Consider the following 25,902-nt stretch of genomic DNA (forward strand, 5'->3'; position numbering starts at 1 on the left):
ATAAATTATCTCTGAAGCTCCACAAAAATATATCCTAAGGCTCCAAAACCTAAGCTGTCACCATCCGCTATGTTGACATTTACTCTATAAAATGTTCTGTCTGTGTAAGAGTAGAAATTAAATTGTGCGTGGCTGTCCTGTATACAATTTAAAGGGAGTGATGTAATATCAGTAAAAGCGGTAGTAGCTGTTAAAGGAGCTGTTGCTATAAAGGCATTGCTGGCTTGGGTTTGTGAAGATGTCATTGCAGCATGCATAATTCCGATATTACTAGCTCCGCTTGTAGATCTTACCTGAATATATGTTGGGCCTACTGTACAGCTAGTTGCTGGATATTGAAACTGTAATGACCCAATGGTAATTAATGAATTTGCAGCAGAACTAGCATTAATACTAAAAGATTTAAAAGTAGATGTTAATGGAGCATTGTTTTGAATAACAACATTTCCGGTAGCGTCTACTCCTAAAGCTGCAGCGTTTTGTGTAGTGGCTGTAGTATTATTAATGTTGGTGAATTTTAATCCTGATGTTCCGGTTGCGCCTGATGCAATTTCTACTCTTGCTGTAGGTGTAGTTGTTCCGATTCCTACAAATCCTGTGTCTGGTTTTATTCTTAATCTCTCGGTTAGAGCTCCGCCGGTAGAGTTTCCAATATAAAAATCTTCTTCAGAACCATTAACGGCTGTGGCTCCTGTACGAATTGAACCTAAAGCCCAGTTTCCTCCTCCAGAAGTAGGTCCGCTATTGGTAAATCCTAGAAGTGAATAATTTCCTGTAGCTAAAGGAGAGGTGTTTCTAAGAGTAAGTATTCCATATTGATTTGTTCCTGAAGTGGCATCAAAAAGATTATATCTGTTAGCATTTGCTGTGGTTGCAACAACATGTAGCCTTGTAGTTGGATCAGAAATTCCGATACCGACATTTCCTTTAGGTGTAGCTAAGGTTCCATTTATATTTGTTCCGAAAATAATATTGCCAATATTCATTTGGTCATTTGCTGCTTGGTTTGGAACGCCCGTATTTATTCCCAGCATTAAGTTTCTGGATCCGGTAGTAATTCCTGCGGCAGTTCCTCCTGCGTTTGAATCAAGACCGGCTTGGTAGCCTATTCCGATATTTTCGGTGCCGGTAGTTAAAGGACGTAGTGCAAAATAACCTATCCCGGTATTTGTTCCAGCGGTTGAATTTGTTAATGATTCATACCCAACTGCTGTATTTTGGTTTCCAAGAATATTACTATTTAAAGCACTGACTCCAATGGCGGTATTACGATTCCCTGTCGTATTTATCCTAAGTGCTTGAAATCCAAAAGCTACGTTGAATGGACCTGTAATATTATAAGCAAAAGTACTTAGTCCAAAGCTTGTATTAAAAAATGGAGCAGTACCGAGTGCTCCAGCATTTGCATTATTTATTTTAAAGACAACTGGTTGGTTATCGCTAGTTCCTATGAAGTTATTTGCAGGGTTTGTCCCGGTATTCCCTATAAGATGCCAGTCATTGTTATTATTGGATGTTATAGCAGCGACCCATTTTGTACCGTCAAAATAATAAAAACCAGTGGATGTAACATCGGCCGCGATACCTGCTGCTGTTCCTACAGAGAGATCATTTACATAAATAAGTGTGGATGTTGGAACTGCTGACATTAACTGTGCGCGTTGGAGGTTTATCCTGGGAATTAACATTCCGTCTACATTTGTTGTAGTTCCTGTTGAGGCTTTTGCGGTAATGTCTAGAGTGGATGTTGGGGTGTTTGTATTGATACCGACTTGAGCGAAAATAGCAGAAGGTAATAACGTTAGTAAAATTAGTTTTTTCATAAATCTATTTTTTAATTATTCACAAATTAATGATAAAATATTAATTAAATATGACGTTTTTGTTTAAATATTTAATAAATTATCATTATAAAACATTGAAATATAGATGTAAACAAATATTGAAAGAAAATCAATAATTGAAATTTGAAAAAGGAAATGGAGAAAATTGGACATAAAAAAATCCATCAGAATAATCTGATGGATTTGCTCCTCCTCTTGGGCTCGAACCAAGGACCCTCTGATTAACAGTCAGATGCTCTAACCAGCTGAGCTAAGGAGGAATTTTCCGTTGTTTTGGTGATGCAAATATAATATGAATATTGATATGAAGCAAGTGTTCAAAGCAAATTATGGCAGAAAAATTGAATTTTTATTCGATGATTTTTAATTTTTTTAATGATGAAAAAAGGCTGACGTTTTTATCTGTCTATTTTTCAGTATTTTGAAGTTTAATCTAAAGATGAATTGATAAAAAGTAAAAAATAAAATATTTTTCAAATTTGCTTAAAAATATTTTTTTCTAATCCATTTTCTTAGTGTTTAAACAGAAAAAACAACCAATTGAAATGTTTCTTCTTTATAATTAAAAGGCTTTAAAGCGGTCATTCCTAAACCATCAACATGCACAGCAAGAGAATGTGGATTTTTATCATTAATGAAAGCGGTTCCCAAATTGTAATCATTTTTAGTAAAATCTTTCACGGCGGCAAATAGCTTTTTCAGGATTCCTTTTCCTCTCCAATTAGAATTTATTAAAACAGGACCGTAGATAAAGACTCGATAATCTGTCAATTTTTTGTCATTAAATATTTGATGAGGAAAACTTTCATACATCGCTTTTACAACAGGATGTTCCGGTAAGGGATTAGTTGTTGCAAGACATACAAACCCGGCTAATTGATCATCTTCAACAGCAACTAAAACGCCTAAATTTTTATTAATACCATCTAATGTTTCTTCAGTCATGCTGGAAACTACGAAGCCTTGTTTCTTTTCTTCTTCAGTTAATTGGTCAGGAGTGTTGGCGTTTTGCAGCTCGATAATGGCGGGATAATCTTTCGGCTCAGCTTGTCTTACGATAATTGAACTCATATTTTTTTATTTGCAAGATATTATTTTCTGTCATCTTTTTAAAATTAAGAGATGTGAGTTTATCTATATTGAGGATTGAGAAAATTTAGTTTATATGCAATAAAAAAGAGTTACAAAATGTTTTGTAACTCTTTTTAGCTTTCGCTCCTCCTCTTGGGCTCGAACCAAGGACCCTCTGATTAACAGTCAGATGCTCTAACCAACTGAGCTAAGGAGGAATGTCCTTATTTTTAAGTGGTGCAAATATAGGACTGATATTTATACCATGCAAGTTTTTTTTAAAAATATTTTAAATATTTCTATAATTTTCCTGTGAACACTTTAAAGATATCACTTCCAAAGATCAGTAACATTAAGCCTAACAAGAAGATAACTCCGATCATTTGTGCATTCTCTAAAACTTTTTGAGGTACAGGTTTTCCTACAATAATTTCATATAAAGTAAAGATAACGTGCCCACCATCCAATCCTGGGATAGGAATTAAGTTCAGAAATGCTAACCAAACAGAGAACATTGCTGTAAAACTCCAGAAAGCCGGCCAGTTAATACCGATGCTTCCGTCAGCAGATTTATTTACAGGCATGTTTTTAACGATGGCAATTGGTCCACCAACGTTTTTATATCCTTGAACCTTAGAGTTAAACATGATTTTGAACTGCTTAACCTGCATTGTTAATGCTTCAATAGTTCTTGTAAATCCTCTAGGAATAGATTCTCCGAAAGAATAATGTTTATTGGTTGTAATAGATTTAGCAAGATTTTTAGTCGCAATTTGTACGCCTAATTTTCCGTTTTTATCAACAGGAACAGAAGCTAAAGTCTGAACAGCTCCGTTTCTTTCAACATCAACAGAAATTGTTTTTCCTTTATTTTGACTTAAAATAGAGCTTACCTGATCAAAGAATGAAACTTTCTGACCATTAATTCCAACAACTTTATCACCAACAGCTAAACCAGATGCTTTAGAAGATGGAGTTGCCAAAGAATCAATAACCATTGGCATTCTTGGGCTGATGTATAGTTTTGCTTCTTTTTGTTTAAGAACTTCTGCAACACCCTCAGTATTTACAGGGAAAGTAACTTCTTTTCCGTCTCTTAAAACCGTAACATTATCACCTAAAAGGATGTTAATGGAAGCATTTTCTAGTCTTTCGTTAGGTTTTCCGTCGATGCTGATGATTTTATCACCATTTTGGAAGCCCATTTTTCTACCGGCTTCTGTTACTTCAACTCCGTTTTCAAATTTCGTAAGGTCAGTATATGTTTCTCCGTTAAAAAGAGATAAACAGCTATAAATTAACCAAGCCAAGAAAAAGTTTACCGTAACTCCACCCAACATGATGATTAATCTCTGCCAAGCCGGTTTTGCTCTGAATTCCCAAGGCTGAGCCGGTTGCTTCAATTGCTCGGTATCCATGCTTTCGTCTACCATTCCGGCAATTTTCACATAACCTCCGAAAGGAAGCCATCCGATACCGTATTCTGTTTCACCGATTTTTTTCTTTGCTATTGAGAACCATGGATCAAAAAACAGATAGAATTTTTCTACCTTGGTTTTAAAGTATTTTGCGGGTAAAAAGTGTCCAAGCTCATGAAGAACCACTAAAATAGAGATGCTTAATATAAACTGGAAAATCTTGATTGCTAATTCCATTAATAAAATTTAGATTTAATTTGCAAAGGTAACAATTATCAAAACTATGCCAAATAAAAAAGCTCCCCGAAACGAGAAGCTTTGTCATATATTAAGACTATTTTCTACAAATTAAGCGAAACTCCGAGACTGCCATTGTTTCCTACTTCTGCAAATACCCCGATTTTCTCTGTGAAAAAGTATCTTGCACCAATGTGAGCGCCGATTCCAAAGTCTTTTCCAAGAGCTCCTACATCAACACCGGGATAAATGTCTAATTTTTCCGGTAGATCTAATGCTTCGCGCAGATGAAAATTCAATCTTCCGAAGATAAAAACTCTGTTGTCTTTGTCATCATCTTTATATCCGCTAAAATAGGCGTTCAAACCTCCTCCGACTGAAATTAGTTTGTTTAAACCATAATCATAAGTTCCTGTAACTCCAGTTCCGTATCCCCAAGCGCTCAATCCCAATTGGACTTTCTGATCTCCTTTTCCGGTGTAAGCTTGAGCATTTACCAAAGCTCCTCCCAATACTAACATAAACATAAAAACCAATTTCTTCATAAATTTTACTTTTTCGATGTTATTACTAAAAAATATCCGCATCAAAAATAGAACCGAAATCAAGGGAAAATCGTATTTTTATGGAAGTTATTTAACAAAGTTTATGAAGATCGCAGGATTAAATTTAGATATCATCTGGAAAAATAAAGATGAAAATTTTCAACTGATTGAAAAAGAATTAGAAAATATTGAAGCCGATTTATTTCTTTTGCCGGAAATGTTTTCTACGGGTTTTTGTATGGATGCTTCTGAAGTATCAGACAGAAATGAAGAATCTTTAGCGTTTTTAAAGAAACTGTCAAAAGAAAAGAATGCTGCATTTTGTGGAAGCGCTTCTGTAGAGGAAAACGGAAATTTCTATAACAGAATGTATTTTGTTCAGCCAGATTCAGAGGTTGTTTTTTATGATAAAAGACATCTGTTTTCTTTTTCTGGAGAAGATAAAGTTTATACTCCCGGAAAGGAAAGAATGATTGTTAACTATAAAGGAATCAGATTTTTACTACAGGTTTGTTACGATCTTCGTTTTCCTGTTTTTGCGAGAAATAATGATGATTACGATGCAATTTTGTACGTTGCCAACTGGCCGGAAAAAAGAGTAGGAGCTTGGGAGCATCTTCTAAAAGCTCGTGCTATTGAAAATTTATCTTTTGTTTTTGGTTTAAATAGAATCGGAACCGATGGAAATGATCTTTTTTATCAGGAAAGCTCACATTGCTTTTTTGCAGACGGAAAAGAAATTGCTACGAAAAATGGAAATATCGTTTCTGCAGAATTAAATATGAATGAATTAAATGATTTCAGAAAACATTTTCAGTTTTTGAATGATAGAGATTCTTTTTCGATTGAATTGTAGTTTTCTCCCACAGATTACACGGATTTACACAGATGTTTAGGCATAATTTTAATAGACAAATAATTAATAAACACTAAAGCGCAAACATCTGTGTAAATTTGTGAAAATCTGTGGTTTAAAATAAAAAACTGTGAAAAATCACAGTTCTATTCATATTGTTTTAAAAGTTGAGTCAACGTATTCACATCATGCACACCACTTTCTTTCCAAAGTAATTCTCCTTGTTTGAAGATCGCTAAAGTAGGAACTCCACGTACGCCGTATTGAGAAGCAATGGCAGGATATTGATCAACATCTATTTTTATAATTCTGGCTCCCTGGCCAACATTTTCTTTTACTGTATTTAAAACCGAAGACTGAACTTTACATGGCTGACACCAAGTTGCAAAAAAGTCTATCAATACCGGTCTTTCGGATTCAATAAGTTCTTGAAATTTTTGTGACATAGTTTTTGGTTTTAGTTAAAAGTTTCAATATTTAAAGGCTGGAATCCTGAATGCCTTTTACATTTTTCCAGCTCGTTCCGTCATAAACTTCAACACCGTTTTTCTTTAAGATTTTAACGGCTTCATCGGCTTGTATTCCTTTATTACAGAAAACAACTACTTTTTTGCCTTTCAGAGATGTAGGATTGTTTATAATTTCAGCTAAAGGTACGTTGATCGCGTTGTTTGCTGATCCTCCTGCAAATTGTTCAGGAGTTCTTACGTCTACCAAAGTAACATCCGGATTATTGATTATTTTTTTGATGCTTGCGTTCGAAACGTCTACGGTTGCTGCTGTTTTACATGCAGTTAATGCAAAAATTGATACAAGAATTAATCCGAGAAGTTTATTTTTCATATTTAAAATCTTACAATGTTTTTGATTGACAAACGAAGTCTGAAGTTGGAAATTTTTCAGTTTTTTTAATTCCATTATATCCGCCTTCTATTTCAGTAAAGTTTCTGATTCCGTGTGAGTTAAGTATGCTTGCTGCGATCATGCTTCTATAGCCTCCCGCACAATGTAGGAAGAAATGTTCAGAATCATCAATTGTGGTTACCCAATCACTAATGGTATCTAATGGTTTGTTGTAAGCATTGTCAATATGTTCTGCAGAGTACTCTCCAAGCTTTCTAACGTCGATTACTTTTGTATTTTCATTGAATTGTTCAGCAAATTCAGCAGGTGAAATTCTTGTTACTTCATCAATTTCGTTGTCTGAGTTTTTCCAAGAATTAAATCCACCTTTCAAGTATCCTAAAACATTATCAAATCCAACTCTGCTCAATCTTGTAATCACTTCCTCTTCTGTTCCTTCGTCAGAAACCAGTAACAAAGGATGTTTTACGTCTACGATCAACGTCCCAACCCAAGGTGCGAAATCTCCTTTTAATCCAATATTAATAGAATTTGGAATAAAACCTTTCTGGAAATCTGCAGGTTCTCTTGTATCTAAAATTAAAGCGCCAGTTTCTTCTGCAAAACTTTCAAAATCTTCAACAGAGACAGGATTTAATCCTTTATTCATAACATCATCAAGACTTTCGTAACCTCCTTTGTTTAAGGCCACATTCATTCCGAAATATTTTGGTGGAGCTGTTAATCCATCTAAAACCTCTCTGATGAATGATTCTTTATCGGGTTGATTTAATGCGTAATTGGTTTTTCTTTGATTTCCCAAGATGTCAACAGTTTCCTTCTGCATATTCTTTCCGCATGCAGAACCTGCTCCATGAGCCGGATAAACCGTAATGCTGTCATCTAGTGGAAGTATTTTGCTGTGTAAACTTTCGTATAAAATTCCTGCAAGATCTTCTTGAGTAAGATTGGTTGCTTTTTGAGCCAAATCCGGTCTTCCTACATCTCCTAAAAATAGGGTGTCTCCTGTGAAAATTGCAGTTTCAACACCATTTTCATCAATTAGAAGATAGGTTGTGCTCTCCATGGTATGACCAGGAGTGTGCAAGGTCTTTATTTTTACTTTTCCAATCTCAAAGATCTGATTGTCTTCTGCAATAATTGCTTCAAAATCAGGGTTAGCAGTCGGTCCATAAACAATTGGGGCTCCCGTTTTCTTACTTAAATCCAAATGTCCTGAAACAAAATCTGCATGGAAATGGGTCTCAAAAATATATTTTAAAGTTACATTGTCTTTTTCAAGGCGAGCCAAATAAGGATTAACTTCTCTTAATGGATCTATAATTACAGCTTCATTTTCTGATACTATATAATATGCCCCTTGAGCAAGGCAGCCTGTATATATTTGTTCAACTTTCATCTTATTTCTTTAACAATTTTGTTGTTATTATTCAATCTACAAAAATCGTGTTTTATTTTTTAAAAACGGGATAAAATAAAATATCGATAATAATAGAGTAAATCTATAAAGTTTTATTTAGTCTAATTTATATGAAGATTGTAAGTGAATATTTATTTTGTTTTTAATGATAATAAATATTCTCTCTGATTTTCTTTATTAGCATGACTAATTTAAGCAAAATTTATAGAAATTTGAAGCTGAACTAAATCATGAATATTCTTTCGATGATTAAAAGTTTTATAAAAAATTTTATATTTATAAGTTAAAAAAGAACAAATGGCAGATAAAGCGAAATTTATTGAAGAATTAACTCCCAGATACACCCCAAAAGGTGAACATATTATACTAGGAAAAGGAATGCTGGACGGCGAAGTGGTATCAGAAATTAATGTAACCATTCCTTTAAAAACAATCAACAGACACGGACTTATTGCCGGAGCAACCGGTACCGGAAAGACCAAAACGTTACAGGTTTTTGCAGAGCAGCTTTCTCATGCGGGAGTTCCGTCTTTGGTTTTGGATATCAAAGGCGATTTCTCAGGGATTGCAGAAGCAGGACAAATGAATACGATTATTGAAGAAAGATATGCTAAAACGCAGCTTCCATATAATCCACAAGCTTTTCCGGTAGAATTGATGACCATTTCTGGAGGGAAAGGAGTGAAATTAAGAGCGACTGTTACCGAATTTGGTCCGGTTTTATTAAGTAAAATTTTAGAATTGAATGATACTCAGCAAAGTATCATGTCAATTGTTTTTAAATATTCTGATGATAAAGGATTGCCTTTGATTGATCTTAATGATTTGAAAAAGGTTCTGCAATACGTTACAGATAACGCACAAGGAAAAGCTGAACTAGCTTCCAACTACGGTTCAATTGCTCCGGCTTCTTTAGGCGCTATTTTGAGATCAATCGTTGCTTTGGAACAGCAGGGAGCAGCAGATTTCTTTGGTGAATTAAGTTTTGATGTTCATGATTTGCTTGAAACCAGAGATGGAAAAGGGGTTGTGAATATTTTGAGAGTTGCTGATATTCAGAATAAACCACAGTTATTCTCTACGTTTATGCTTTCTCTTTTTGCTGAAATTTATATGACTTTTCCGGAAGAAGGAGACAGCGGAAAGCCAAAGTTAGTTTTGTTCATTGATGAAGCTCATTTAATGTTTGATGAATCTTCAAAAGCATTGCTTTCACAAATTGAAACGATGGTGAAACTGATTCGTTCTAAAGGAGTTGGGATTTATTTTATCACTCAGATTCCTGGCGATGTTCCTGAAAGTGTGCTTTCTCAATTAGGGTTAAAAATCCAGCATGCGCTGAGAGGTTTTACAGCAAAAGATAAAAAAGAAATATCAAAAGCAGTTGAAAATTATCCGACAACGGAATTTTATAATGCCTCCAATTTAATTCAAAATCTAGGAATTGGGGAGGCATTTATTACTGCTTTAGATGAAAAAGGAATTCCTACACCGTTGGTTCATACCTATTTAATTTCTCCAGAATCCAGAATGGATGTTTTAAGTGATTCTGAAGTTTCTGATTTAGTGAATAATTCTAGTTTAGTTGCTAAATATCAAGAAGATATAAACAAAGAGTCAGCCTACGAAATGCTAACAAGCAGAATGGAACAAGCAGCTCAAAATTCTGCTCCAACCCAAAAATCAAGACCTGTAAAAGAAGAACCGGGAATGTTTGAAAAAGTTTTACAAAGCAAAGCAGGAAGAACATTTACCAGTACTTTAATGCGTGAAGGGGCAAAAGCTCTTTTAGGAATGTTTGGTTTGGGAGGCAGAAAAAGATAATAATATGGGTTGATTTTGTCAATTTCAATATAATTATAGATAGTTTAAATTCAAGATTTACTTTTTTTTGACATAATTTTTGTTAATTTAGCACGACTGCCTTTATTCATCGATAAAAAATAGATGTATCCGTTGTTTGAAAAGTTGATTTCAACAATGAATTTTTACATAATGTGAGGGTGTATCGGGAAGATGGTATAAAATCCTTTTTATTTATGGCATAAGTTATGTACGTAGTTTATTGGCTACTGTAGGGATTTTGATGGCAGTAATTATTAGTATTAATCATAAAATTAGCTGTATAACAGATTATAATGTATTCAATAATAGATATAGAAAGTAATGGTGCAGGTTACAGGAAAGAATGCATTATAGATATTGCTGTCTACCGTTATGATGGTCAGAAGATTGTCGATCAGTTTATTTCTTTGGTAGATCCTGAAGGAGATATCACGCCTTTTGTGCAGAAATTGACCAATATTACACCAAAAATGGTCAAAACTGCTCCAAAATTCCATGAAATTGCAAAAAGAGTGATCGAAATTACTCAAAATACAACATTGGTTGGGCATAATATCGATTTCGATTACAGAATGCTTCGCCAATCGTTTGCAAGGCTTGGTTATGATTTCAAAATCAATACTTTAGATACAATTCCTTTAGCTAAAAAACTGATTCCTGATGAGGTAAGTTATTCATTGGGTAAATTGGTGAAATCGTTGGGAATTCCTTTAACAAATCATCACAGAGCAGATGGTGATGCACGGGCTACCTTAGAATTATTTAAACTTTTGGTTTCGAAAGACACTAAAAATGAGATCATTCAGGAACAGCACGAAGAAACAAATGCCAATACTTACATCAATAAGATCAAGCAGTTAACGCAAGATCTTCCGAATGAAAGAGGCTTTGTCTATTTCCAAAACGAAAGCGGGAAAATTATCTTTTCCGATTATGTTCAGGATATTAATAAATTTTCTAAGAAAGTTTTTAATTCCAAATCTAAGCGATGGGAAGAAATTCAGACGGGAGTTACCCAAATTAATTTTGAGCTTACCGGAACAGATATCATTGCCAAGTTGATATTGAACTCAAAAAATATCAAAAAGAGAGAAGTTTATCCTTTCGGACTTTATTTTAGAAATAATAAATATATCGTTGAGAAAAATCAGCTGAATAAATCAGAAAGACCAATTCTGAAATTTAAATCTTTTACTCAAGGTACAAAAGCCGTCCAGTTTATTGGAACTTTTGAAGAATATACTGATATTAATATCTTCAAAAAGAAAATAGATTTCAAAAAAAGAAACGAGCTTTGGCTTGGACAGGGAAGAAAATTAGGCGAAAAACTATTCTTAATTATAGAAAACGGAAAAGCTGTTTCTTACGGTTTTTATGAACTCTTCACCCAAATTCAGACGTTGAGTATGATCTCTAAATTAAAAATAGATCTGCCTCTATCAACCGCAGATTTAAATAATGATTTGCAGTTGGCGTTACTTCGTGGCGACTTTGAAACGTTGCCATTACCAAAATAAAACAAGATTCTAAACCCATATTAATTCTTATCAAGAAGAGAGCGCTTTTCAAACAATTTTCTTGAAATAAAAAAGAATTAGTATTTTTGTAAAAAATAAAACAAAGCAATGCACAATTTTAAACAAAATAAAGCTGGAAAAAAGGGAACTGTAAAGTTCTCTAAGGTTTGGAATGTTTAAAAGAGTTGCCTTGCATAAAAATAATACTTTGGCAGACTCTTTTTAGGAAGAATCTGCCTTTTTTATGCTAAAATAAAATTATGAATTCAAAAGAATTATTAAAGATTGCCAATGAGTTTGGCACACCGGTGTACGTTTACGATGCAGAATCGATTAAAATTCAATACGAGAAACTTACATCTTCTTTTTTAAAACACACAAGGTTCTTCTACGCGGCGAAGGCGTTGACAAACATTAATATCCTTAAGTATGTCAAGAACTTGGGTGCTTCTTTGGATTGTGTATCAATTAATGAAGTAAAGCTTGGTTTAAAAGCCGGATTTACGAAAGAAAAAATATTATTCACTCCAAACTGTGTCGACTTAGCTGAAATCGAGGAAGCAATGACGCACGGAGTTCACATTAATATCGATAATATCTCTATTCTCGAGCAGTTCGGTAACAAATACGGAAATACGTATCCAATTTTAGTAAGAATCAACCCGCATATTTTTGCAGGTGGAAATTATAAAATCTCTACAGGTCACATCGATAGCAAATTTGGTATTTCAATTCACCAGGTTCGTCACATCGAAAGAGTGATGAAAAGTACAAACCTGAATGTTGAAGGTCTTCACATGCACACAGGAAGCGAAATTAAAGATCCTGATGTTTTCTTGCAAGCTTTAGATATCATGTTGGAACTCTCTGAGCATTTCCCGAACCTGAAATATTTGGATATGGGAAGTGGTTTCAAAATTCCTTACCAAGACAGCGAAGAAGAAACTGATGTGAAAACATTAGGCAAAAAAGTAGAAAAAGTAATCGCTGAGTTTTCAAAATCTACAGGTAAAAAATTCGAATTATGGTTCGAGCCAGGGAAATTCCTGGTTGGAAAAAGCGGATATCTTTTAGTAAAAGCGAATGTAATTAAACAAACAACAGCAACCGTTTTTGTTGGAGTTAATTCTGGGTTTAATCATTTGATTCGTCCAATGTTTTATGATTCTTATCATCAGATTGAAAATTTATCTAATCCAAAAGGTGCAGAAAGAATTTATACCGTAGTTGGAAATATTTGTGAAACAGATACTTTCGCTTGGGATAGAAAATTGAATGAAGTAAGAGAAGGCGATGTTTTGGCTTTCCATAATGCAGGAGCTTACGGTTTTGAAATGAGTTCAAACTTTAATTCAAGATTAAAACCAGCTGAAGTTCTTTTCTTAGACGGAAAAGCGCTCTTAATTCGTAAAAGAGATGAATTTGAAGATTTATTGAGAAATCAGATTGAAGTAATCTAAATAATACCAAGAGCTCTGTAAGAAATTACAGAGTTCTTTTTTTAATATTGATTGAAAAAATTAATCAATTGTTTAACATCAGTTTTAAATTATTGCCTAAATTTGATAGAGAGATGATTCTTTACGGAAGAAAAAGTCTTAATTAATCCATATACATTCTATATTTTTTCGAATAGAAAACCCACAAAAATATTAATTATGGCTAAAAACATAGCAGAGCAAATTGTTGAAATGCTCGAAAACGCAAATGTAAAAAGAATTTATGCAGTAACGGGCGACAGCCTTAATCACCTCAATATTGCAGTAAAAAAAAGCAGCATCGAATGGATTCATGTAAGGCATGAAGAAGTTGGAGCATACGCCGCTGCCGCCGAAGCTGAGCTTGACGGTTTTGCAGTTTGTGCAGGAAGTTGCGGGCCAGGACACGTTCATTTGATCAATGGTGTTTACGAGGCGCATCGTTCTCACGTTCCGATGTTGGTTATTGCTTCAACGATTCCGACCGAAGAAATGGGAATGGATTATTTCCAGGAAACCAATACTACAAAATTGTTCGACGACTGTAGTTACTACAATCAAATGATCACGAGACCAGAGCAGGTTCAAAGAACGGTTCAAACAGCCATTCAGCATGCTATTTCTAAAAAAGGAGTTGCCGTGATCGGACTTCCGGGCGATGTTTCAGAATTAGATGCTGAAGAAGCAACAACTTCCAATAAAATATTTAAAACAAACCCAATTATTCGTCCTTCTGATGATGAATTGAATGAGTTGGCAAGTTTAATTAACGAAAGCGAAAAAGTAACCATCTACTGCGGAATCGGAGCAGAAAATTCCAATGCCGAAGTAGTAGAGTTATCAAAATATTTAAAAGCTCCTGTGGGATATTCTTTCCGAGGAAAAATGGCGATTCAACCTAATAATCCTAATGAAGTTGGGTTAACCGGGCTTCTGGGACTCCCTTCCGCCTATCACGCGATGCATGAAGCTGATTTGCTGATTCTTTTAGGAACAGATTTTCCTTATCAGAAATTCATGCCTGTTAAAAATAAAATCGTTCAGATTGATGAAAGTCCTGAAAGATTGGGAAGAAGAGCCAAGTTGGAATTGGGTCTGACGGGTGATGTGAAAGAAACCATCAAAGCTTTACTGCCTTTATTAAAAGAAAAAACAGACATTCATTTCCTTAATCAGCAATTGGAATTTTACGAAAAAGTAAAAGAAAGTCAGATGGCTTATGTGAAAGATTCCGGAAAAGAAGATGCTATTCAACCGGAATATGTTGCGCATATTCTTGATCAAATTGCAAAAAAAGATGCCATTTTCACTGTAGATACAGGAATGTGCTGTGTTTGGGGAGCAAGATATATTACAGGAACTGGTGAACGTAAAATGTTAGGTTCTTTCAACCATGGTTCAATGGCGAATGCAATGCCTATGGCGATTGGAGCATCTTTGGCTCATCCAGATAAACAAGTTATCGCAATGTGTGGTGATGGTGGATTATCAATGCTTTTAGGAGATATGGCGACTATTTTTCAGTATAAACTTCCGATAAAATTGATCGTTTTCAACAACCGAACACTTGGAATGGTAAAATTGGAAATGGAAGTCGGAGGAATGCCCGATAACGAAACAGATATGATTAATCCTGATTTTGCAATGGTAGCACAGGCAATGGGCTATCCCGGAAAAAATGTTCATAAACCTGAAGAAGTTGTGAACGCAATTACGGAATGTTTAAACCATGACGGGCCATATTTATTAAATATTTTCACAAATCCTAATGCATTGGCGTTACCTCCAAAAATCGAATTCGATCAGGTATTGGGAATGACAAAATCGATGACACAATTAATGCTTGGCGGAAAAATGGAAGAAGCTTTAGATACCGTAAAAAGCAACTATAAACATATTAAAGGATTGTTGTAATGAGTAGTTCTCTAAAGAAATTCTACATTATCGCCTGGGCATTTGGGCTTATTTTTTACTTTTTAGATTACGTGATCAGGTCTGCGCCAGCGGTGATGATTCCGCAATTGGTTAATAATTTTAATACGACCGAACTGAAATTGATCAGTATGGTGGGAACGTATTATTACACCTATTCAACTTGTAGTTTGATTGCCGGAATTGCTTTAGATAAATTCGGAGGGAAAAAATCTCTTTTTGTCGGAACTTTAATTTTGGGATTTGGCTGTTTATTATTTTTAATTTCAAGTCAGGTTGCCGGAGTTTCTGGAAGATTATTACAAGGTGCAGGTTGTGCTTTTGCATTTCCGGGCTGTGTTTACTTGGCGAGTAAAGGTTTCTCTTCAAAATCTTTGGCTACGGCCATCGGTTTTACACAATGTATAGGAATGCTGGGCGGAACAGCCGGGCAATTTGTAGTAGGACCGTGGGTTGAAAAAGGTGTAAATATTGATACATTCTGGCTTTGGTCGGGAATTGCCACGATTGTTACCGCTTTCGGGCTGTTTTTTGTGATTCCCAATGAAAATAAATCTGAAAATTCTGAGGAAGCTAAAACAAAACATATCGGTTATTTAGAACCCTATAAAATCGTTTTTAAAAATCCACAGTCTTGGCTTTGTGGGATTGTTTCTGGGCTTTTATTTGCTCCAACAACGATATTTGCCATGACTTGGGCGGTTGCTTTTTTTCAGAAAGATAAACAGTTTATTTTTCATGAAGCAGCGATTACTAGTGCGATGGTTGCTTTTGGGTGGGTGTTCGGATGTCCGCTTTTAGGATTTATTACAGATAAAATTGGTCGTAGAAAACCTGTTTTGATTGCTGGCGCAGTTTTAATGATCATCAGTTTATTGCAGTTAATTTATCTTCCGGATTTGTATCCTGCAAAAATTAGCATGTTCATTCTCGGATTAGGTTCCGGAGCAGCGATGATTCCGTATTCTGTTATTAAAGAAGCTAATCCTGATTATGTAAAAGGGAGCGCAACAGGAGCCATTAATTTTATCACTTTTGGAGTTACTACTTTATTGAGTCCCATCTTCAGCAGATGGTTCGGGAAAAGTTTAGATATTTCTTCCGGAGATCTACATTTTCAACATTCGATTTTATTTTGGATTGTGGGAATTGTTTTAGCGATTTGTGTTTCATTAATGTTGAAAGAAACAGGAAGTAAAGCTCAGAATCAGACAATAGTTTCATAGTTTTTACATTAAAATTTAATTAAATATTTTAATCAGGCTTTACACTTTTGTGTGAAGCTTTTTTTTGATGTAATTTTGCTCTATTAAAAATATATTCATGAAAACTTTAGCATTATTCATCGGACTTTTTGTGGCAAATTTTGCTTTTGCACAACAAGATGTTGAAGAAAGAGACGATACTTTTACTTCGGAAAGCAATAAGAATCTTTTAAAAATAGATATCAAAGAGCCGTTATTGCAAATTGCTGCAAAAAACTGCAACGATTTTAAAGCTGCAGCTTTTGAGGGTGGAGTATTGGTTTATAAAGAAACATTGAGAAAATATATGTTTGATTATCTGAATTCTGATTTTTATGTTTTGAATGGTGATTTCAATTTTGTATTAACGATCGACCAGACTGGAAAAGTAACTAAAATTGAAGGATCTCCAAAAGTATCCAACAGTGAAGTCTTCTTTGATGACATGAAATATGTGGTGAGAAGAATCAAAAAAAATTGGATTCCGGCATCTTGCAACGGCCAGCCAATCACTTCTCAGGTTAAAATAAAAATGAATCTGTCATCTATTTCAACCGATTTGTAATAAAAGAAATAAAAAATGAATACCTGTAACAAAAGAATGGATTCTTGTTAATTCAAAATATATTTTAAAAGTTGATTTTAGTTCAAACACTTATGAAAATGATTAAAAGTAAATTTATTCTGATTTTATTAATGCTTATAAGCCTTATTTATAATGCACAGCAAATAATAGATAAATATCCTCACGGAATCGAATCGTATAAAGGTGGAAATAAGCAATTTTATAAGGATTTTCATGATATTTTAGTTGAAAAGAATATTAAGCCTTGTGAAAATAAAAATGAATATTATGCAATTGATGTTGCTATCTATCCTGATTCTACAATTAAGTTCGTGAAAGACGATGATACTTTGTCAATTCAGAAAAACAAGTGTGCTTATGAAGTGACTCGTGAAGTTTTTAAATACTTAAAAGGTTGGAATCCCCTTGTAGTAGACGAGAAACAATATACGGCAATATCTAGACACATGATTTTTCCAGATTATCTATTTGAGAAATACAAAGAGGACTATGATATTAAAGATTATTATAAACTTCCAGAATTTATTGATGGAGGGATAAATGGTTTTAGGCAGAAATTGACCAAAGTATTTAATTCTAGCGCTATTAAGTCAGGATATTTTCAAGTCGTGGTAACATTTGAAATTGATGAAAATGGTAATATGGAAAAGCCATATTTAACAAAAGAATCAGAGAATAAAAGTTTTAATAAGGAAGCTTTGAATTCTGTCGGAAGAATAAAAGGTAAATGGAAACCGGCGACATTACATGGTATTCCAATAAGATCCAAATTCAATTTACCGTTGACGATGAGTTTTGAATAATCATCTGCCATTCTGGCACAATATTTTGTATCTTTGCAAACTAAACTATTTTTAGCATTGATATAAAACCCAATTTCTAAAATTTAATTTCTACAAAAGTGCAGGAAAAATATATAGACGAGACCAAGCAGGGAGAAGCTTTTGCGATTGCTGAAAGAGATGGAAATTCTAAAAAATTATTTTTAGAGAGCTATGGTTGTCAGATGAATTTCTCTGATTCTGAGATCGTTGCTTCTATTCTTAATGATCAGGGATACAATACCACTCTTAAAGTAGAAGAAGCGGATCTTATCCTTTTAAATACATGTTCCATTCGTGAGAAAGCGGAGCAAACGGTGAGAATGCGTCTTGCTCAGTTCAAAAAGCTGAAGAAAGAAAAACCAAACATGACGGTTGGTGTTTTGGGCTGCATGGCGGAGAGATTAAAGACCAAATTTTTAGAAGAAGAGCAATTGGTTGATCTTGTTGTTGGCCCCGATGCTTACAGAGATTTACCTAATCTTTTAAAAGAAACCGAAGACGGAAGAGATGCTATCAATGTAATTCTTTCTAAGGAAGAAACCTACGCAGATATCAATCCTGTTCGTTTGGGCGGAAATGGTGTTACAGCTTTCGTTACGATTACGAGAGGTTGTGATAACATGTGCACATTCTGCGTCGTTCCGTTTACTAGAGGTAGAGAAAGAAGCCGCGATCCACACTCAATTCTTGAAGAATGTAAAGGTCTTTGGGATAATGGATATAAAGAAATTACGCTTTTAGGACAAAACGTAGACTCTTACCTTTGGTACGGAGGCGGGCCTAAAAAAGATTTTGCCAAAGCATCTGAAATGCAGAAAGCTACAGCTGTTGATTTTGCACATTTGCTTGATCTTGTGGCCAAAGCGGTTCCAAATATGAGAATAAGATTCTCAACATCTAATCCTCAGGATATGAATTTGGATGTATTCAGAATTATGGCGAAACACGACAATGTTTGTAATTATGTTCATCTTCCTGTTCAAAGTGGAAGCAACAGAATGCTGGAAGCGATGAACAGACAGCATACTCGTGAAGAATATTTAGATTTAATTAATAAAGCGAAAGAAATTGTTCCCGATATTTCTTTTTCTCAAGATATGATCATTGGTTTCTGTGGCGAAACGGAAGAAGATCACCAAGATACTTTAAGTTTAATGAAAGAAGTAGAATATGACTACGGTTATATGTTCTCTTATTCAGAAAGACCAGGAACTCCTGCTCATAAGAAAATGGAAGATGATGTTCCGGCTGAGGTTAAGCAAAGACGTTTGGCAGAAGTTATTGATTTACAGAGAGAATTGTCGAGACAAAGAATGGAAGGATATGTTGGACGTGTTCACCGTATTTTGATCGAAGGTGTTTCAAGAAAGAATGAAAAGCAATGGAAAGGAAGAAATTCTCAAAATGCCGTTTGCGTATTTGATATGCTTGAAGGGCAAAAATTAGGTGACATTGTGGATGTTTTCGTTTATGATAACACACAAGGCACACTTTTAGGAAGAAAAATTGAACATACACTGAACTAATTTGTTCTTCAACGAGAAAATAGATATTCAAGAAAAATAATTATCAATAATAAACAGACAATGGAAAAATTTCATAAATATTGCCTCAGTGTTTTATTGGTAATCATTTGCAATAATATTTCTGCCCACGTCAGAAACGGTACCGTCGAAAGCGATGACTGTAAAAGGCTGTGGGAAGTTTACAGTAAGTTTCTGGGAACTCAGGATTGTGAACAGTCGTTGGAGTTTTTAACTAAGAGAAAAACAACCGATTATTGCTCTTTAAATCAAAAACAAAAAGCAGTTGATGCAATTGGAGAAACAATTGTACCCAATCAACATCATAACTTTTATAAAGATTATCTTGGATTAAATTCTTCTCAGAAGAACAAACACAATAAAAATTTAGAAAATTTTGAACGACAGATCAAAGATTATGATTTTGTCGAAAACATATATTTTACGAGTAAAGTTTCAAAAGTCAGAAACAAAGATTATTTGGATTTAATAAGTTAGAATTAATAATTGTGATGAAAATAAGCTTTAAAAGTTTATCTAATCGTTTTAAAAAATCAACAAATTTTACAGAATAAATTAAAATCTGTAGATAAAATTAAATCAATAATCAAAAATTTACTTATGAGTAACGAGTTACAAAATATAAAAAACCGCTTCGGAATTATCGGAAATTTTCCGGCTCTAAACCGTGCTTTAGAAAAATCTATTCAGGTAGCACCAACGGATATTTCCGTGTTGGTGATCGGTGAAAGTGGAGTGGGGAAAGAATTTATCCCCAAAATCATTCATTCAGAATCTAAAAGAAAACATCAGCCTTATATTGTCGTAAACTGTGGAGCCATTCCGGAAGGAACGATCGATTCAGAGTTATTCGGACACGAAAAAGGAGCTTTTACAGGGGCAACAGGTACCAGAAAAGGATATTTTGAAGTCGCAGATGGCGGAACGATTTTCCTTGATGAGGTTGGTGAACTTCCTTTACAGACGCAGGTTCGTCTTTTAAGAGTACTGGAAAGCGGTGAATTCATGAAAGTGGGTTCTTCACAGGTTCAAAAAACCAATGTGAGAATTGTAGCAGCTACCAACGTCAACATGATGAAGGCAATTCATGACGGAAGATTCCGTGAAGATTTGTTTTACCGTTTGAATACCGTGCAAATTGATATGCCGCCTTTGAGAGAAAGAAAAGGTGATATTCATTTGTTATTCAGGAAGTTTGCTATCGATTTTGCCGAAAAATACAGAATGCCGGAATTGGAATTAGAGCCCAATGCCGTTCATTATGTTGAAAATTATACTTTTCCGGGAAATGTTCGTCAGTTAAGAAACCTGGTTGAGCAAATGACCGTGGTAGAGCGTGACAGAAGCGTAACGGTAGAAAAATTATCAGAATATATCCCAATGGAAACCCATTTGCCAATGGTGGTAAATGCTCCTAACAATCAGAAACAGAATGATTTTGGAAGCGAAAGAGAAATTATGTATAAAATTCTCTTCGATATGCGTAATGACATTAATGATTTAAAATCCTTAACTTCGGAACTGATAAAGAACAGAGGAACAGCAGATCTTAGCAATCAGGAAAAAAATCTGATCAGCAGAATTTATACTCCTGAGCCTCAGCAGGCAGCACCGGCAAGTTCTTTATTGTATTTTGAAAATAATAATAACCCAACTGTTCAGACGCCGACCATCATATCAAATACTGATAATGATGACAGCTATGAAGATTTTGAAGACATTGAAATTGAGGAAAATAAACCTGAATCTCTGTCTCTTCAAAACAATGAAAAAGATTTGATTATCAAGGCGTTGGAGAAGCATAAAGGACGCAGAAACAAAGCGGCCGATGAGTTAGGAATTTCACAGAGAACTTTATACAGAAAAATAAAACAATATAACCTAGAAGACTAAACTAACCATGGATTTTGACTTAATTATTAAAAGAGGATACAATTTTAACATCGGAAAATACGTTTCAGACGGATTTGAACTTTTCAAAAAAGATATTGGCGGATTTATAGTAGCTACAATTCTTGCCATTGTAATGTGCATTATTCCTTTTTGCGGATTATTGGCAATGGGGAATTTTTATAAAATTTGTAGAAAAGTAGATACAGGAGAAAAAGTTCAGGCCGGTGATATTTTTGATTTTACAGATTTTTGGGTATATTTCAAATTTATGATATTGCTTTTTGTGGCAATTTTCATATTGATGATTCCTATTCAAGTGTCTATGGTTCCAATGATAATGGCGGCAAGATATGGTGATGGTACAGGTGATGTCGGGACTGCGTTATTTGCAAGCGGAATGGGAGTTTGGATGATACTTTTTATATTGCTGATATTTGCATTTGCAATTTCTTTTTACTTTGTACAGCCGTTAATTTCGATTTACAGAGTTCAAAGTGTAAGAAAAGCATATTCACTTTCTTGGAAAATTGCGAAGAAAAACTTCTTTATGATATTGGTTTTCAGCCTTGTTGTTGGAGTAATTTCAGAATTAGGAATCATTGCTTGCGGAATCGGGATACTTTTTACTGCGCCAATCGGAATCTGTATTAAATATGTCAGCTTTAAAGATATTTTAGAAACGCAAAATCAAAAGCAGGGTTTATGAGTAAAATGAAAATTATATTTGGATTTGTAATTCTTACATTGTTTCAGCAGTGTTATTCTTTTACAGGTTCATCTTTAACGGACGAGAAGACGGTACAGATCAATGAATTTCCGAATAATGCTGCCTTGGTGAATCCTGCCTTGTCACAGCAGTTTTCAACGGATATTCAGAACAGATTTTTACAGAGAACGACGTTAAAGGGAACCAAAGAAAATCCGGATATTTTGATCGAAGGTGAGATTTCAGACTATTCTATAACACCGACTACGATTGGATCCAATTCTACGACCAATCAAACGACGGGAGGAATTGTTCAGGATTCTCAAAACAAATTAACAATCACAGTGAAAGTACATTATGAAAACAAAATCCATTCGGATTCAAGTTTCGACAGAACATATTCTGATGAAGCGGTTTTCAACAGTAATTTATCACAATCAGATATAGAGGCTTCACAGGTGAAGATTGCAACAGATAGAATCATTAACAAGATATTTAACGATATTGTAGCGAATTGGTAAAATGAATCCAAGAGTTTTAGAATTATTAAAGAACCCCAAAAATATACAGTCAGAAGATCTTACTCTTTTGAAAGAGGAGATCAATTCTTTTCCTTACATTCAAAATATCAGAGCTTTACATCTGTATGGGATTCATCTTTATGATAAAGAAAATTATCAGAAAGAGCTTTCTACAACGGCTGCTTACACAACGGATAAGAAAATTCTTTATCAGTTGATCAACGGTAAGATTAAGCAAAAGCCAAAACCCGAAATTATTGAAGAGCAAAAGCCTTTGGTTTCTGCAAATACCTTCAAATATATTTATAAAAGCAGTAGTTTTCCTATTAAAAGAGAGGAAAAAGAGCAACAGCAGATCATCAAGGAAGAGCAAGCCGAACAAATCGTTAAAGATAAAAAGCACGAAGAAGCATTTCTTCTTCAGGCTCAAATCATACCGGAAATTAAGCATCTTCACGTTGACGGTGAAAGAAACCGTATCTTATTTGAAGGTGAAGAAAACTTCCTTAATGATGATACTTTGGAAACTATTGATTTGGAATCTACTTTAGAATCAGGATCTATTGTTACTCAAAAAGCTGAAAAGAAAGAAGTAGAAGAGGTAATTGATGAGGTAGAAAATATTCAGGAAGAACCAATTTCTGAGGATGTTCAGCAAGAAAATCCTGTTGAAGAAATTGCAGAATTTACTCCTGAAACAATTATTAATGAAGAGAAAGTAGATTCAGAAGTTGAGGAAGAAAAAATTGATAATGAAGCTGATATTAGCTTCCATGAAATAGAACCTTCTTTAATTGAAAATGAACCTAAAGAAGATGATTTAGTTGAAGAAACTGAATCGGTTTCTGTTGAAAATGAAGAGCTTAATGAAGTTGAAGCTAAAATAGCATTTACTCCCGAAGAAATCATTAATGAAGAAGAAATTACTTCAGAAAGTGAAACTGAAAAGGTAAATAATGATGCCGAATTAAGTTTCCACGGAACAGATTCTTTCCTTCCTGACGTTAAAATTCAATCTAATACTGTTGAAGAAGTTGTAAGCGAAGAAATTCCTCAGCCAAACATCAACAAGCATGAAGATGAAATGAGACGTCTGATTGAAGAGGTTGAGAAAAAAATGAAAACGGTAAAAGTTTCTTCTGAACAAAAAGAAACTGAACCTGAAATTTCAGGACATGAAATAAGTTTTGCAGAAACTCAAAGTTTTAATGTTGAAGAACCTGCAAAAGAAATTATTGAAGAAAAAACTGAGGAAGAGAAACCTGAATTAGTTGAAAATAAATCTGACGAGCTTGAAACAGTTGAAGAAACTGTAAACGAAGAACTTCCAGAAGAAAAACCTGTCGCAGAAGAACCACAAGAAGCAAAATCTGCATGGAAACAAATGAGTTTCGAGTCTCACGTTCCGGATTCTTTACTTAATAAATCAACAGAAACTCCTCAGCCAAAAGTTGAAGAGGTAAAAGAAGAATCTCCAAAGAAAGAGGAAATTATTCAACAAGTTGAAGAAAGAGAACTTCCTGAAGAAATCGAAACTGTCGAAGAGCCTGTTGTCGAACGAAAAATTAAAAGACCTGAAACTGTAGAAGAAGACGAGGAAGAGGAAGAAGCTCCGGCATTGAATGTCTCTTTCTTTAATTCAGATATTATTTCAAGCTGGGCGGTTGATGCCAATAAAGCTAAAGAAGAACAGCAAAAGGAAAAAGAGGAGATTATAGAAACTCCTGCCGAAAAGGTAAATCCTATAGACAGCAATATTCCCGGATTTATCAATACATGGCAAAGCTGGCTGAAAATCGACAGACCGTCTGATGAAACAGAAAAAACTGTAGAAGATATTGAGACGATAGAAGAGACAGAACCTGTAGACAAAGTAAAAACTGAAATTAAAAATAAGGTTATTGAATCTTTCATAGAAAATAACCCTAAAATCTCTCAGTTAAAAGATGAAGTTAATTTCGTTGTGAAGGAAAAAACGGATGATATTTCACATCTAATGACAGAAACTTTGGCGACTCTGTATTTCGAACAGAAATTGTACACAAAAGCGATTAAAGCTTTCAATATATTAATAACCAAACATCCTGAAAAGAAAGAATATTTTGAAGGGAAAATCCAAGAAATTAAGGATATCCGAGGGAAAAACTAAGATTAAAAAAAAGAAAATATAAAAAATGCTGAGTCCTAAAGATTCAGCATTTTTGTTTTATGTATTATTGACGACATTTTTCTTACTTCTCAATTTTCGCCATGCCTTTCGTCCGTAAACGACAACGAGAATAACTAAAATTATAGCAAAAATCCCAGCCAAAATAGGCATTGCCATTGCTAAAACAGTCATAATTCCCGCTCCTGCTGTTTCTGTAGTTCCAACAACTGAATTTCCCAATCCGCCTGTCGTTGCCGTAGAAGCTGCCCGAAGTCCCGCAAACCCTGAACTTATGGTTGCTGCTGTTCCTCCTCCCGCGATCAAAGCCAAAGCCCATTGCGGAAAAGTTCCTAAATCTGCGAACTGACTCGCAAACAGAACAGAACCAGCCACAGTTGCCATCGGAACAGAGATCGTATCCAATAAATGATCGATGAACGGAATATAATAAGCGAGGATCTCAGCTACCGTAGCAATTCCGGTTGTGATAAGCGTCGGAAGGCCGGAAAGCCATTCAAAACTCTCATTCGTCGGAATCCAATGAAGATATGAAGCGAGACTCACCGCAAACATTGGCAGAAAAACTCTGAAGCCGGTCGCAGCAGCCAGTCCGATACCGATAAATGCACTCAAAACATAAGGTAGAAAGGGAACATGATCTAACATTTTAATTTTCAGATTAATTGTTTCCCATAAAGTTACAAAAAGTATGCAAAGATTTTAATGAATTTTTAATTCTCAGCGAATCAGATTTAAGCGCAAGAAAGTATCACACAATCATCTGTGCAAATCTGAGTAATCTGTGGTAGAAAAATAAATAATTATAACCACAGATTTTCACAAATGTTTACACTTTATTTATTCTGGAAAAATAGAAAGATTAAGATTTTTTCTGAGGCTGATTAGACTGACAAAGCTTAATAAACTGCGCTTCCACATCCTGAAATTTAGCAGGCATTTCAGGCGAAACCCAAAATAGCATCGCAATCGTTTTTTCACCGAAAGCTTCCCTGAAAAGATCTTTATTCAAACGGTAACATTCTCGTAATAATCTTTTTACGCGATTTCTGTGAACTGCTTTTTTGAAATATCGTTTAGAAACAGAAACTCCAATTTTTAAAACTTCTACAGGTAAAGTAGGTTTATCTTTTAGAATAATAATTCTCAAATTTCCACAGGTTCTCCATTTACCTTTTTCAAAAAGTAAAGTGATCTCATTGTCTTTTTTGAGTTTTTCGGCTCCGGGATATTTGAAATTTGTCATTTACAGGGTGTAAATATAAGGTATATTTTGTTTGTTTGAGATGCTTCGACTCCGCTCAGCATGACAGCGCTACAAATATGCTGTGAAAAACAGCTAGTAGTAGAAATGTCATGCTGAGCGGAGCCGAAGCATTTTTATTATGAA

General features: G+C 34.6%; 23 protein-coding genes and 2 tRNA genes. 14 read left to right on the forward strand and 11 right to left on the reverse strand.

Annotated elements, in window-relative coordinates:
• Positions 1-5: 5 nt before the first annotated feature.
• The 6 genes from SB689_RS09710 to SB689_RS09735 form a co-directional block, all read right to left on the reverse strand.
• On the reverse strand, positions 6-1,823 hold the full coding sequence (locus SB689_RS09710) for a hypothetical protein (RefSeq protein WP_410691917.1): 1,818 nt from the start codon (positions 1,821-1,823) through the stop codon (positions 6-8).
• Positions 1,824-2,030: 207 nt separating this feature from the next.
• A tRNA-Asn gene (locus tag SB689_RS09715) sits at positions 2,031-2,104 on the reverse strand.
• A gap of 259 nt (positions 2,105-2,363) precedes the next feature.
• Positions 2,364-2,915: a GNAT family N-acetyltransferase gene (locus tag SB689_RS09720; protein WP_410691918.1), complete on the reverse strand. Its 552-nt coding sequence runs from the start codon at positions 2,913-2,915 to the stop codon at positions 2,364-2,366.
• A 144-nt stretch (positions 2,916-3,059) separates the two neighbouring features.
• Positions 3,060-3,133 (reverse strand) — tRNA-Asn (locus SB689_RS09725).
• 81 nt (positions 3,134-3,214) lie between these two features.
• A complete protein-coding gene (gene rseP / locus SB689_RS09730) occupies positions 3,215-4,570 on the reverse strand; it encodes an RIP metalloprotease RseP (protein WP_410691919.1) in 1,356 nt (451 codons plus the stop codon).
• A 104-nt stretch (positions 4,571-4,674) separates the two neighbouring features.
• Entirely contained in the window at positions 4,675-5,115 is a 441-nt protein-coding gene (locus SB689_RS09735) for a DUF6646 family protein (RefSeq protein ID WP_410691920.1), read from the reverse strand.
• Positions 5,116-5,218: 103 nt separating this feature from the next.
• On the opposite strand from SB689_RS09735, the gene SB689_RS09740 reads away from it, so the two are divergent.
• Positions 5,219-5,971 carry a nitrilase-related carbon-nitrogen hydrolase gene (locus SB689_RS09740; protein WP_410692138.1) on the forward strand — a complete coding sequence of 251 codons (753 nt, stop codon included), beginning with the start codon at positions 5,219-5,221 and terminating at the stop codon, positions 5,969-5,971.
• 146 nt (positions 5,972-6,117) lie between these two features.
• Here the strand turns inward: SB689_RS09740 and SB689_RS09745 are convergent, their stop codons facing one another.
• Genes SB689_RS09745 through SB689_RS09755 form a run of 3 tightly spaced genes read right to left on the reverse strand, consistent with a single transcriptional unit; the run spans position 6,118 to position 8,234 of the window.
• The gene (locus SB689_RS09745; RefSeq protein ID WP_410691921.1) at positions 6,118-6,417 is read right to left on the reverse strand and encodes a thioredoxin family protein; all 300 of its coding nucleotides are present in this window, start codon (positions 6,415-6,417) and stop codon (positions 6,118-6,120) included.
• 31 nt (positions 6,418-6,448) lie between these two features.
• A complete protein-coding gene (locus tag SB689_RS09750; protein WP_410691922.1) occupies positions 6,449-6,814 on the reverse strand; it encodes a rhodanese-like domain-containing protein in 366 nt (121 codons plus the stop codon).
• A gap of 10 nt (positions 6,815-6,824) precedes the next feature.
• Positions 6,825-8,234 (reverse strand): MBL fold metallo-hydrolase, encoded by a 1,410-nt coding sequence (locus SB689_RS09755; RefSeq protein WP_410691923.1) that lies wholly within the window; start codon positions 8,232-8,234, stop codon positions 6,825-6,827.
• A gap of 318 nt (positions 8,235-8,552) precedes the next feature.
• Between SB689_RS09755 and SB689_RS09760 the strand changes: the two genes are divergently transcribed.
• The 13 genes from SB689_RS09760 to SB689_RS09820 all read left to right on the forward strand — a co-directional run bounded on the left by SB689_RS09760 (position 8,553) and on the right by SB689_RS09820 (position 24,494).
• Positions 8,553-10,079, forward strand: coding sequence for a helicase HerA-like domain-containing protein (locus SB689_RS09760; RefSeq protein WP_410691924.1), 1,527 nt, complete (start codon positions 8,553-8,555; stop codon positions 10,077-10,079).
• Between the two features lie 314 nt (positions 10,080-10,393).
• Positions 10,394-11,617: a PolC-type DNA polymerase III gene (locus tag SB689_RS09765; RefSeq protein WP_410691925.1), complete on the forward strand. Its 1,224-nt coding sequence runs from the start codon at positions 10,394-10,396 to the stop codon at positions 11,615-11,617.
• Positions 11,618-11,877: 260 nt separating this feature from the next.
• The gene (gene lysA, locus SB689_RS09770) at positions 11,878-13,077 is read left to right on the forward strand and encodes a diaminopimelate decarboxylase (RefSeq protein ID WP_185097278.1); all 1,200 of its coding nucleotides are present in this window, start codon (positions 11,878-11,880) and stop codon (positions 13,075-13,077) included.
• 198 nt (positions 13,078-13,275) lie between these two features.
• Positions 13,276-15,009, forward strand: a complete 1,734-nt coding sequence (locus tag SB689_RS09775; RefSeq protein WP_410691926.1) for a thiamine pyrophosphate-dependent enzyme — start codon at positions 13,276-13,278, stop codon at positions 15,007-15,009.
• On the forward strand, positions 15,009-16,253 hold the full coding sequence (locus SB689_RS09780) for an MFS transporter (RefSeq protein WP_410691927.1): 1,245 nt from the start codon (positions 15,009-15,011) through the stop codon (positions 16,251-16,253). The genes SB689_RS09775 and SB689_RS09780 overlap by 1 nt, the downstream gene beginning before the upstream one ends.
• A 97-nt stretch (positions 16,254-16,350) precedes the next feature.
• Positions 16,351-16,836, forward strand: a complete 486-nt coding sequence (locus tag SB689_RS09785) for a hypothetical protein (protein ID WP_066754263.1) — start codon at positions 16,351-16,353, stop codon at positions 16,834-16,836.
• 98 nt (positions 16,837-16,934) lie between these two features.
• Positions 16,935-17,660 (forward strand): energy transducer TonB, encoded by a 726-nt coding sequence (locus SB689_RS09790; protein WP_410691928.1) that lies wholly within the window; start codon positions 16,935-16,937, stop codon positions 17,658-17,660.
• A gap of 98 nt (positions 17,661-17,758) precedes the next feature.
• A complete protein-coding gene (miaB, locus tag SB689_RS09795) occupies positions 17,759-19,207 on the forward strand; it encodes a tRNA (N6-isopentenyl adenosine(37)-C2)-methylthiotransferase MiaB (RefSeq protein ID WP_410691929.1) in 1,449 nt (482 codons plus the stop codon).
• Between the two features lie 60 nt (positions 19,208-19,267).
• Positions 19,268-19,702: a hypothetical protein gene (locus SB689_RS09800; protein WP_410691931.1), complete on the forward strand. Its 435-nt coding sequence runs from the start codon at positions 19,268-19,270 to the stop codon at positions 19,700-19,702.
• A gap of 123 nt (positions 19,703-19,825) precedes the next feature.
• Complete coding sequence (locus tag SB689_RS09805; RefSeq protein WP_410691932.1) at positions 19,826-21,118, forward strand: sigma-54 interaction domain-containing protein; 1,293 nt, start codon at positions 19,826-19,828, stop codon at positions 21,116-21,118.
• A gap of 7 nt (positions 21,119-21,125) precedes the next feature.
• Positions 21,126-21,824 carry a DUF4013 domain-containing protein gene (locus tag SB689_RS09810; RefSeq protein WP_410691933.1) on the forward strand — a complete coding sequence of 233 codons (699 nt, stop codon included), beginning with the start codon at positions 21,126-21,128 and terminating at the stop codon, positions 21,822-21,824.
• Entirely contained in the window at positions 21,821-22,345 is a 525-nt protein-coding gene (locus SB689_RS09815) for an LptE family protein (protein ID WP_410691935.1), read from the forward strand. Before SB689_RS09810 ends, SB689_RS09815 begins: the two co-directional genes overlap by 4 nt.
• Before the next feature lies 1 nt (position 22,346).
• Entirely contained in the window at positions 22,347-24,494 is a 2,148-nt protein-coding gene (locus SB689_RS09820; protein ID WP_410691936.1) for a hypothetical protein, read from the forward strand.
• A gap of 57 nt (positions 24,495-24,551) precedes the next feature.
• On the opposite strand, the gene SB689_RS09825 is transcribed toward SB689_RS09820, so the two are convergent.
• Together SB689_RS09825 and rnpA are read right to left on the reverse strand one after the other, a co-directional pair.
• Positions 24,552-25,160, reverse strand: coding sequence for a DUF4126 domain-containing protein (locus tag SB689_RS09825; RefSeq protein ID WP_410691938.1), 609 nt, complete (start codon positions 25,158-25,160; stop codon positions 24,552-24,554).
• Between the two features lie 214 nt (positions 25,161-25,374).
• Entirely contained in the window at positions 25,375-25,758 is a 384-nt protein-coding gene (gene rnpA, locus SB689_RS09830) for a ribonuclease P protein component (protein ID WP_410691941.1), read from the reverse strand.
• Between the last annotated feature and the right edge of the window lie 144 nt (positions 25,759-25,902).

It is taken from the genome of Chryseobacterium sp. SIMBA_038 (genome assembly GCF_046535115.1).
In the GTDB taxonomy this organism is placed as follows: Bacteria; Bacteroidota; Bacteroidia; order Flavobacteriales; family Weeksellaceae; genus Chryseobacterium.

What these genes read in the sequence shown, in the direction of transcription:
- SB689_RS09775 (WP_410691926.1), top strand. Translation starts at nt 13,276, where the DNA reads ATGGCTAAAAACATAGCAGAGCAAATTGTTGAAATGCTCGAAAACGCA.
- SB689_RS09800 (WP_410691931.1), top strand. Translation starts at nt 19,268, where the DNA reads ATGGAAAAATTTCATAAATATTGCCTCAGTGTTTTATTGGTAATCATT.
- SB689_RS09745 (WP_410691921.1), bottom strand. Translation starts at nt 6,417, where the DNA reads ATGTCACAAAAATTTCAAGAACTTATTGAATCCGAAAGACCGGTATTG.
- SB689_RS09755 (WP_410691923.1), bottom strand. Translation starts at nt 8,234, where the DNA reads ATGAAAGTTGAACAAATATATACAGGCTGCCTTGCTCAAGGGGCATAT.
- SB689_RS09815 (WP_410691935.1), top strand. Translation starts at nt 21,821, where the DNA reads ATGAGTAAAATGAAAATTATATTTGGATTTGTAATTCTTACATTGTTT.
- SB689_RS09825 (WP_410691938.1), bottom strand. Translation starts at nt 25,160, where the DNA reads ATGTTAGATCATGTTCCCTTTCTACCTTATGTTTTGAGTGCATTTATC.
- SB689_RS09720 (WP_410691918.1), bottom strand. Translation starts at nt 2,915, where the DNA reads ATGAGTTCAATTATCGTAAGACAAGCTGAGCCGAAAGATTATCCCGCC.
- lysA (WP_185097278.1), top strand. Translation starts at nt 11,878, where the DNA reads ATGAATTCAAAAGAATTATTAAAGATTGCCAATGAGTTTGGCACACCG.
- SB689_RS09710 (WP_410691917.1), bottom strand. Translation starts at nt 1,823, where the DNA reads ATGAAAAAACTAATTTTACTAACGTTATTACCTTCTGCTATTTTCGCT.
- SB689_RS09810 (WP_410691933.1), top strand. Translation starts at nt 21,126, where the DNA reads ATGGATTTTGACTTAATTATTAAAAGAGGATACAATTTTAACATCGGA.
- SB689_RS09790 (WP_410691928.1), top strand. Translation starts at nt 16,935, where the DNA reads ATGATTAAAAGTAAATTTATTCTGATTTTATTAATGCTTATAAGCCTT.
- SB689_RS09760 (WP_410691924.1), top strand. Translation starts at nt 8,553, where the DNA reads ATGGCAGATAAAGCGAAATTTATTGAAGAATTAACTCCCAGATACACC.
- SB689_RS09785 (WP_066754263.1), top strand. Translation starts at nt 16,351, where the DNA reads ATGAAAACTTTAGCATTATTCATCGGACTTTTTGTGGCAAATTTTGCT.
- rnpA (WP_410691941.1), bottom strand. Translation starts at nt 25,758, where the DNA reads ATGACAAATTTCAAATATCCCGGAGCCGAAAAACTCAAAAAAGACAAT.
- SB689_RS09805 (WP_410691932.1), top strand. Translation starts at nt 19,826, where the DNA reads ATGAGTAACGAGTTACAAAATATAAAAAACCGCTTCGGAATTATCGGA.
- rseP (WP_410691919.1), bottom strand. Translation starts at nt 4,570, where the DNA reads ATGGAATTAGCAATCAAGATTTTCCAGTTTATATTAAGCATCTCTATT.
- SB689_RS09740 (WP_410692138.1), top strand. Translation starts at nt 5,219, where the DNA reads ATGAAGATCGCAGGATTAAATTTAGATATCATCTGGAAAAATAAAGAT.
- SB689_RS09735 (WP_410691920.1), bottom strand. Translation starts at nt 5,115, where the DNA reads ATGAAGAAATTGGTTTTTATGTTTATGTTAGTATTGGGAGGAGCTTTG.
- SB689_RS09820 (WP_410691936.1), top strand. Translation starts at nt 22,347, where the DNA reads ATGAATCCAAGAGTTTTAGAATTATTAAAGAACCCCAAAAATATACAG.
- SB689_RS09765 (WP_410691925.1), top strand. Translation starts at nt 10,394, where the DNA reads ATGTATTCAATAATAGATATAGAAAGTAATGGTGCAGGTTACAGGAAA.
- SB689_RS09750 (WP_410691922.1), bottom strand. Translation starts at nt 6,814, where the DNA reads ATGAAAAATAAACTTCTCGGATTAATTCTTGTATCAATTTTTGCATTA.
- SB689_RS09780 (WP_410691927.1), top strand. Translation starts at nt 15,009, where the DNA reads ATGAGTAGTTCTCTAAAGAAATTCTACATTATCGCCTGGGCATTTGGG.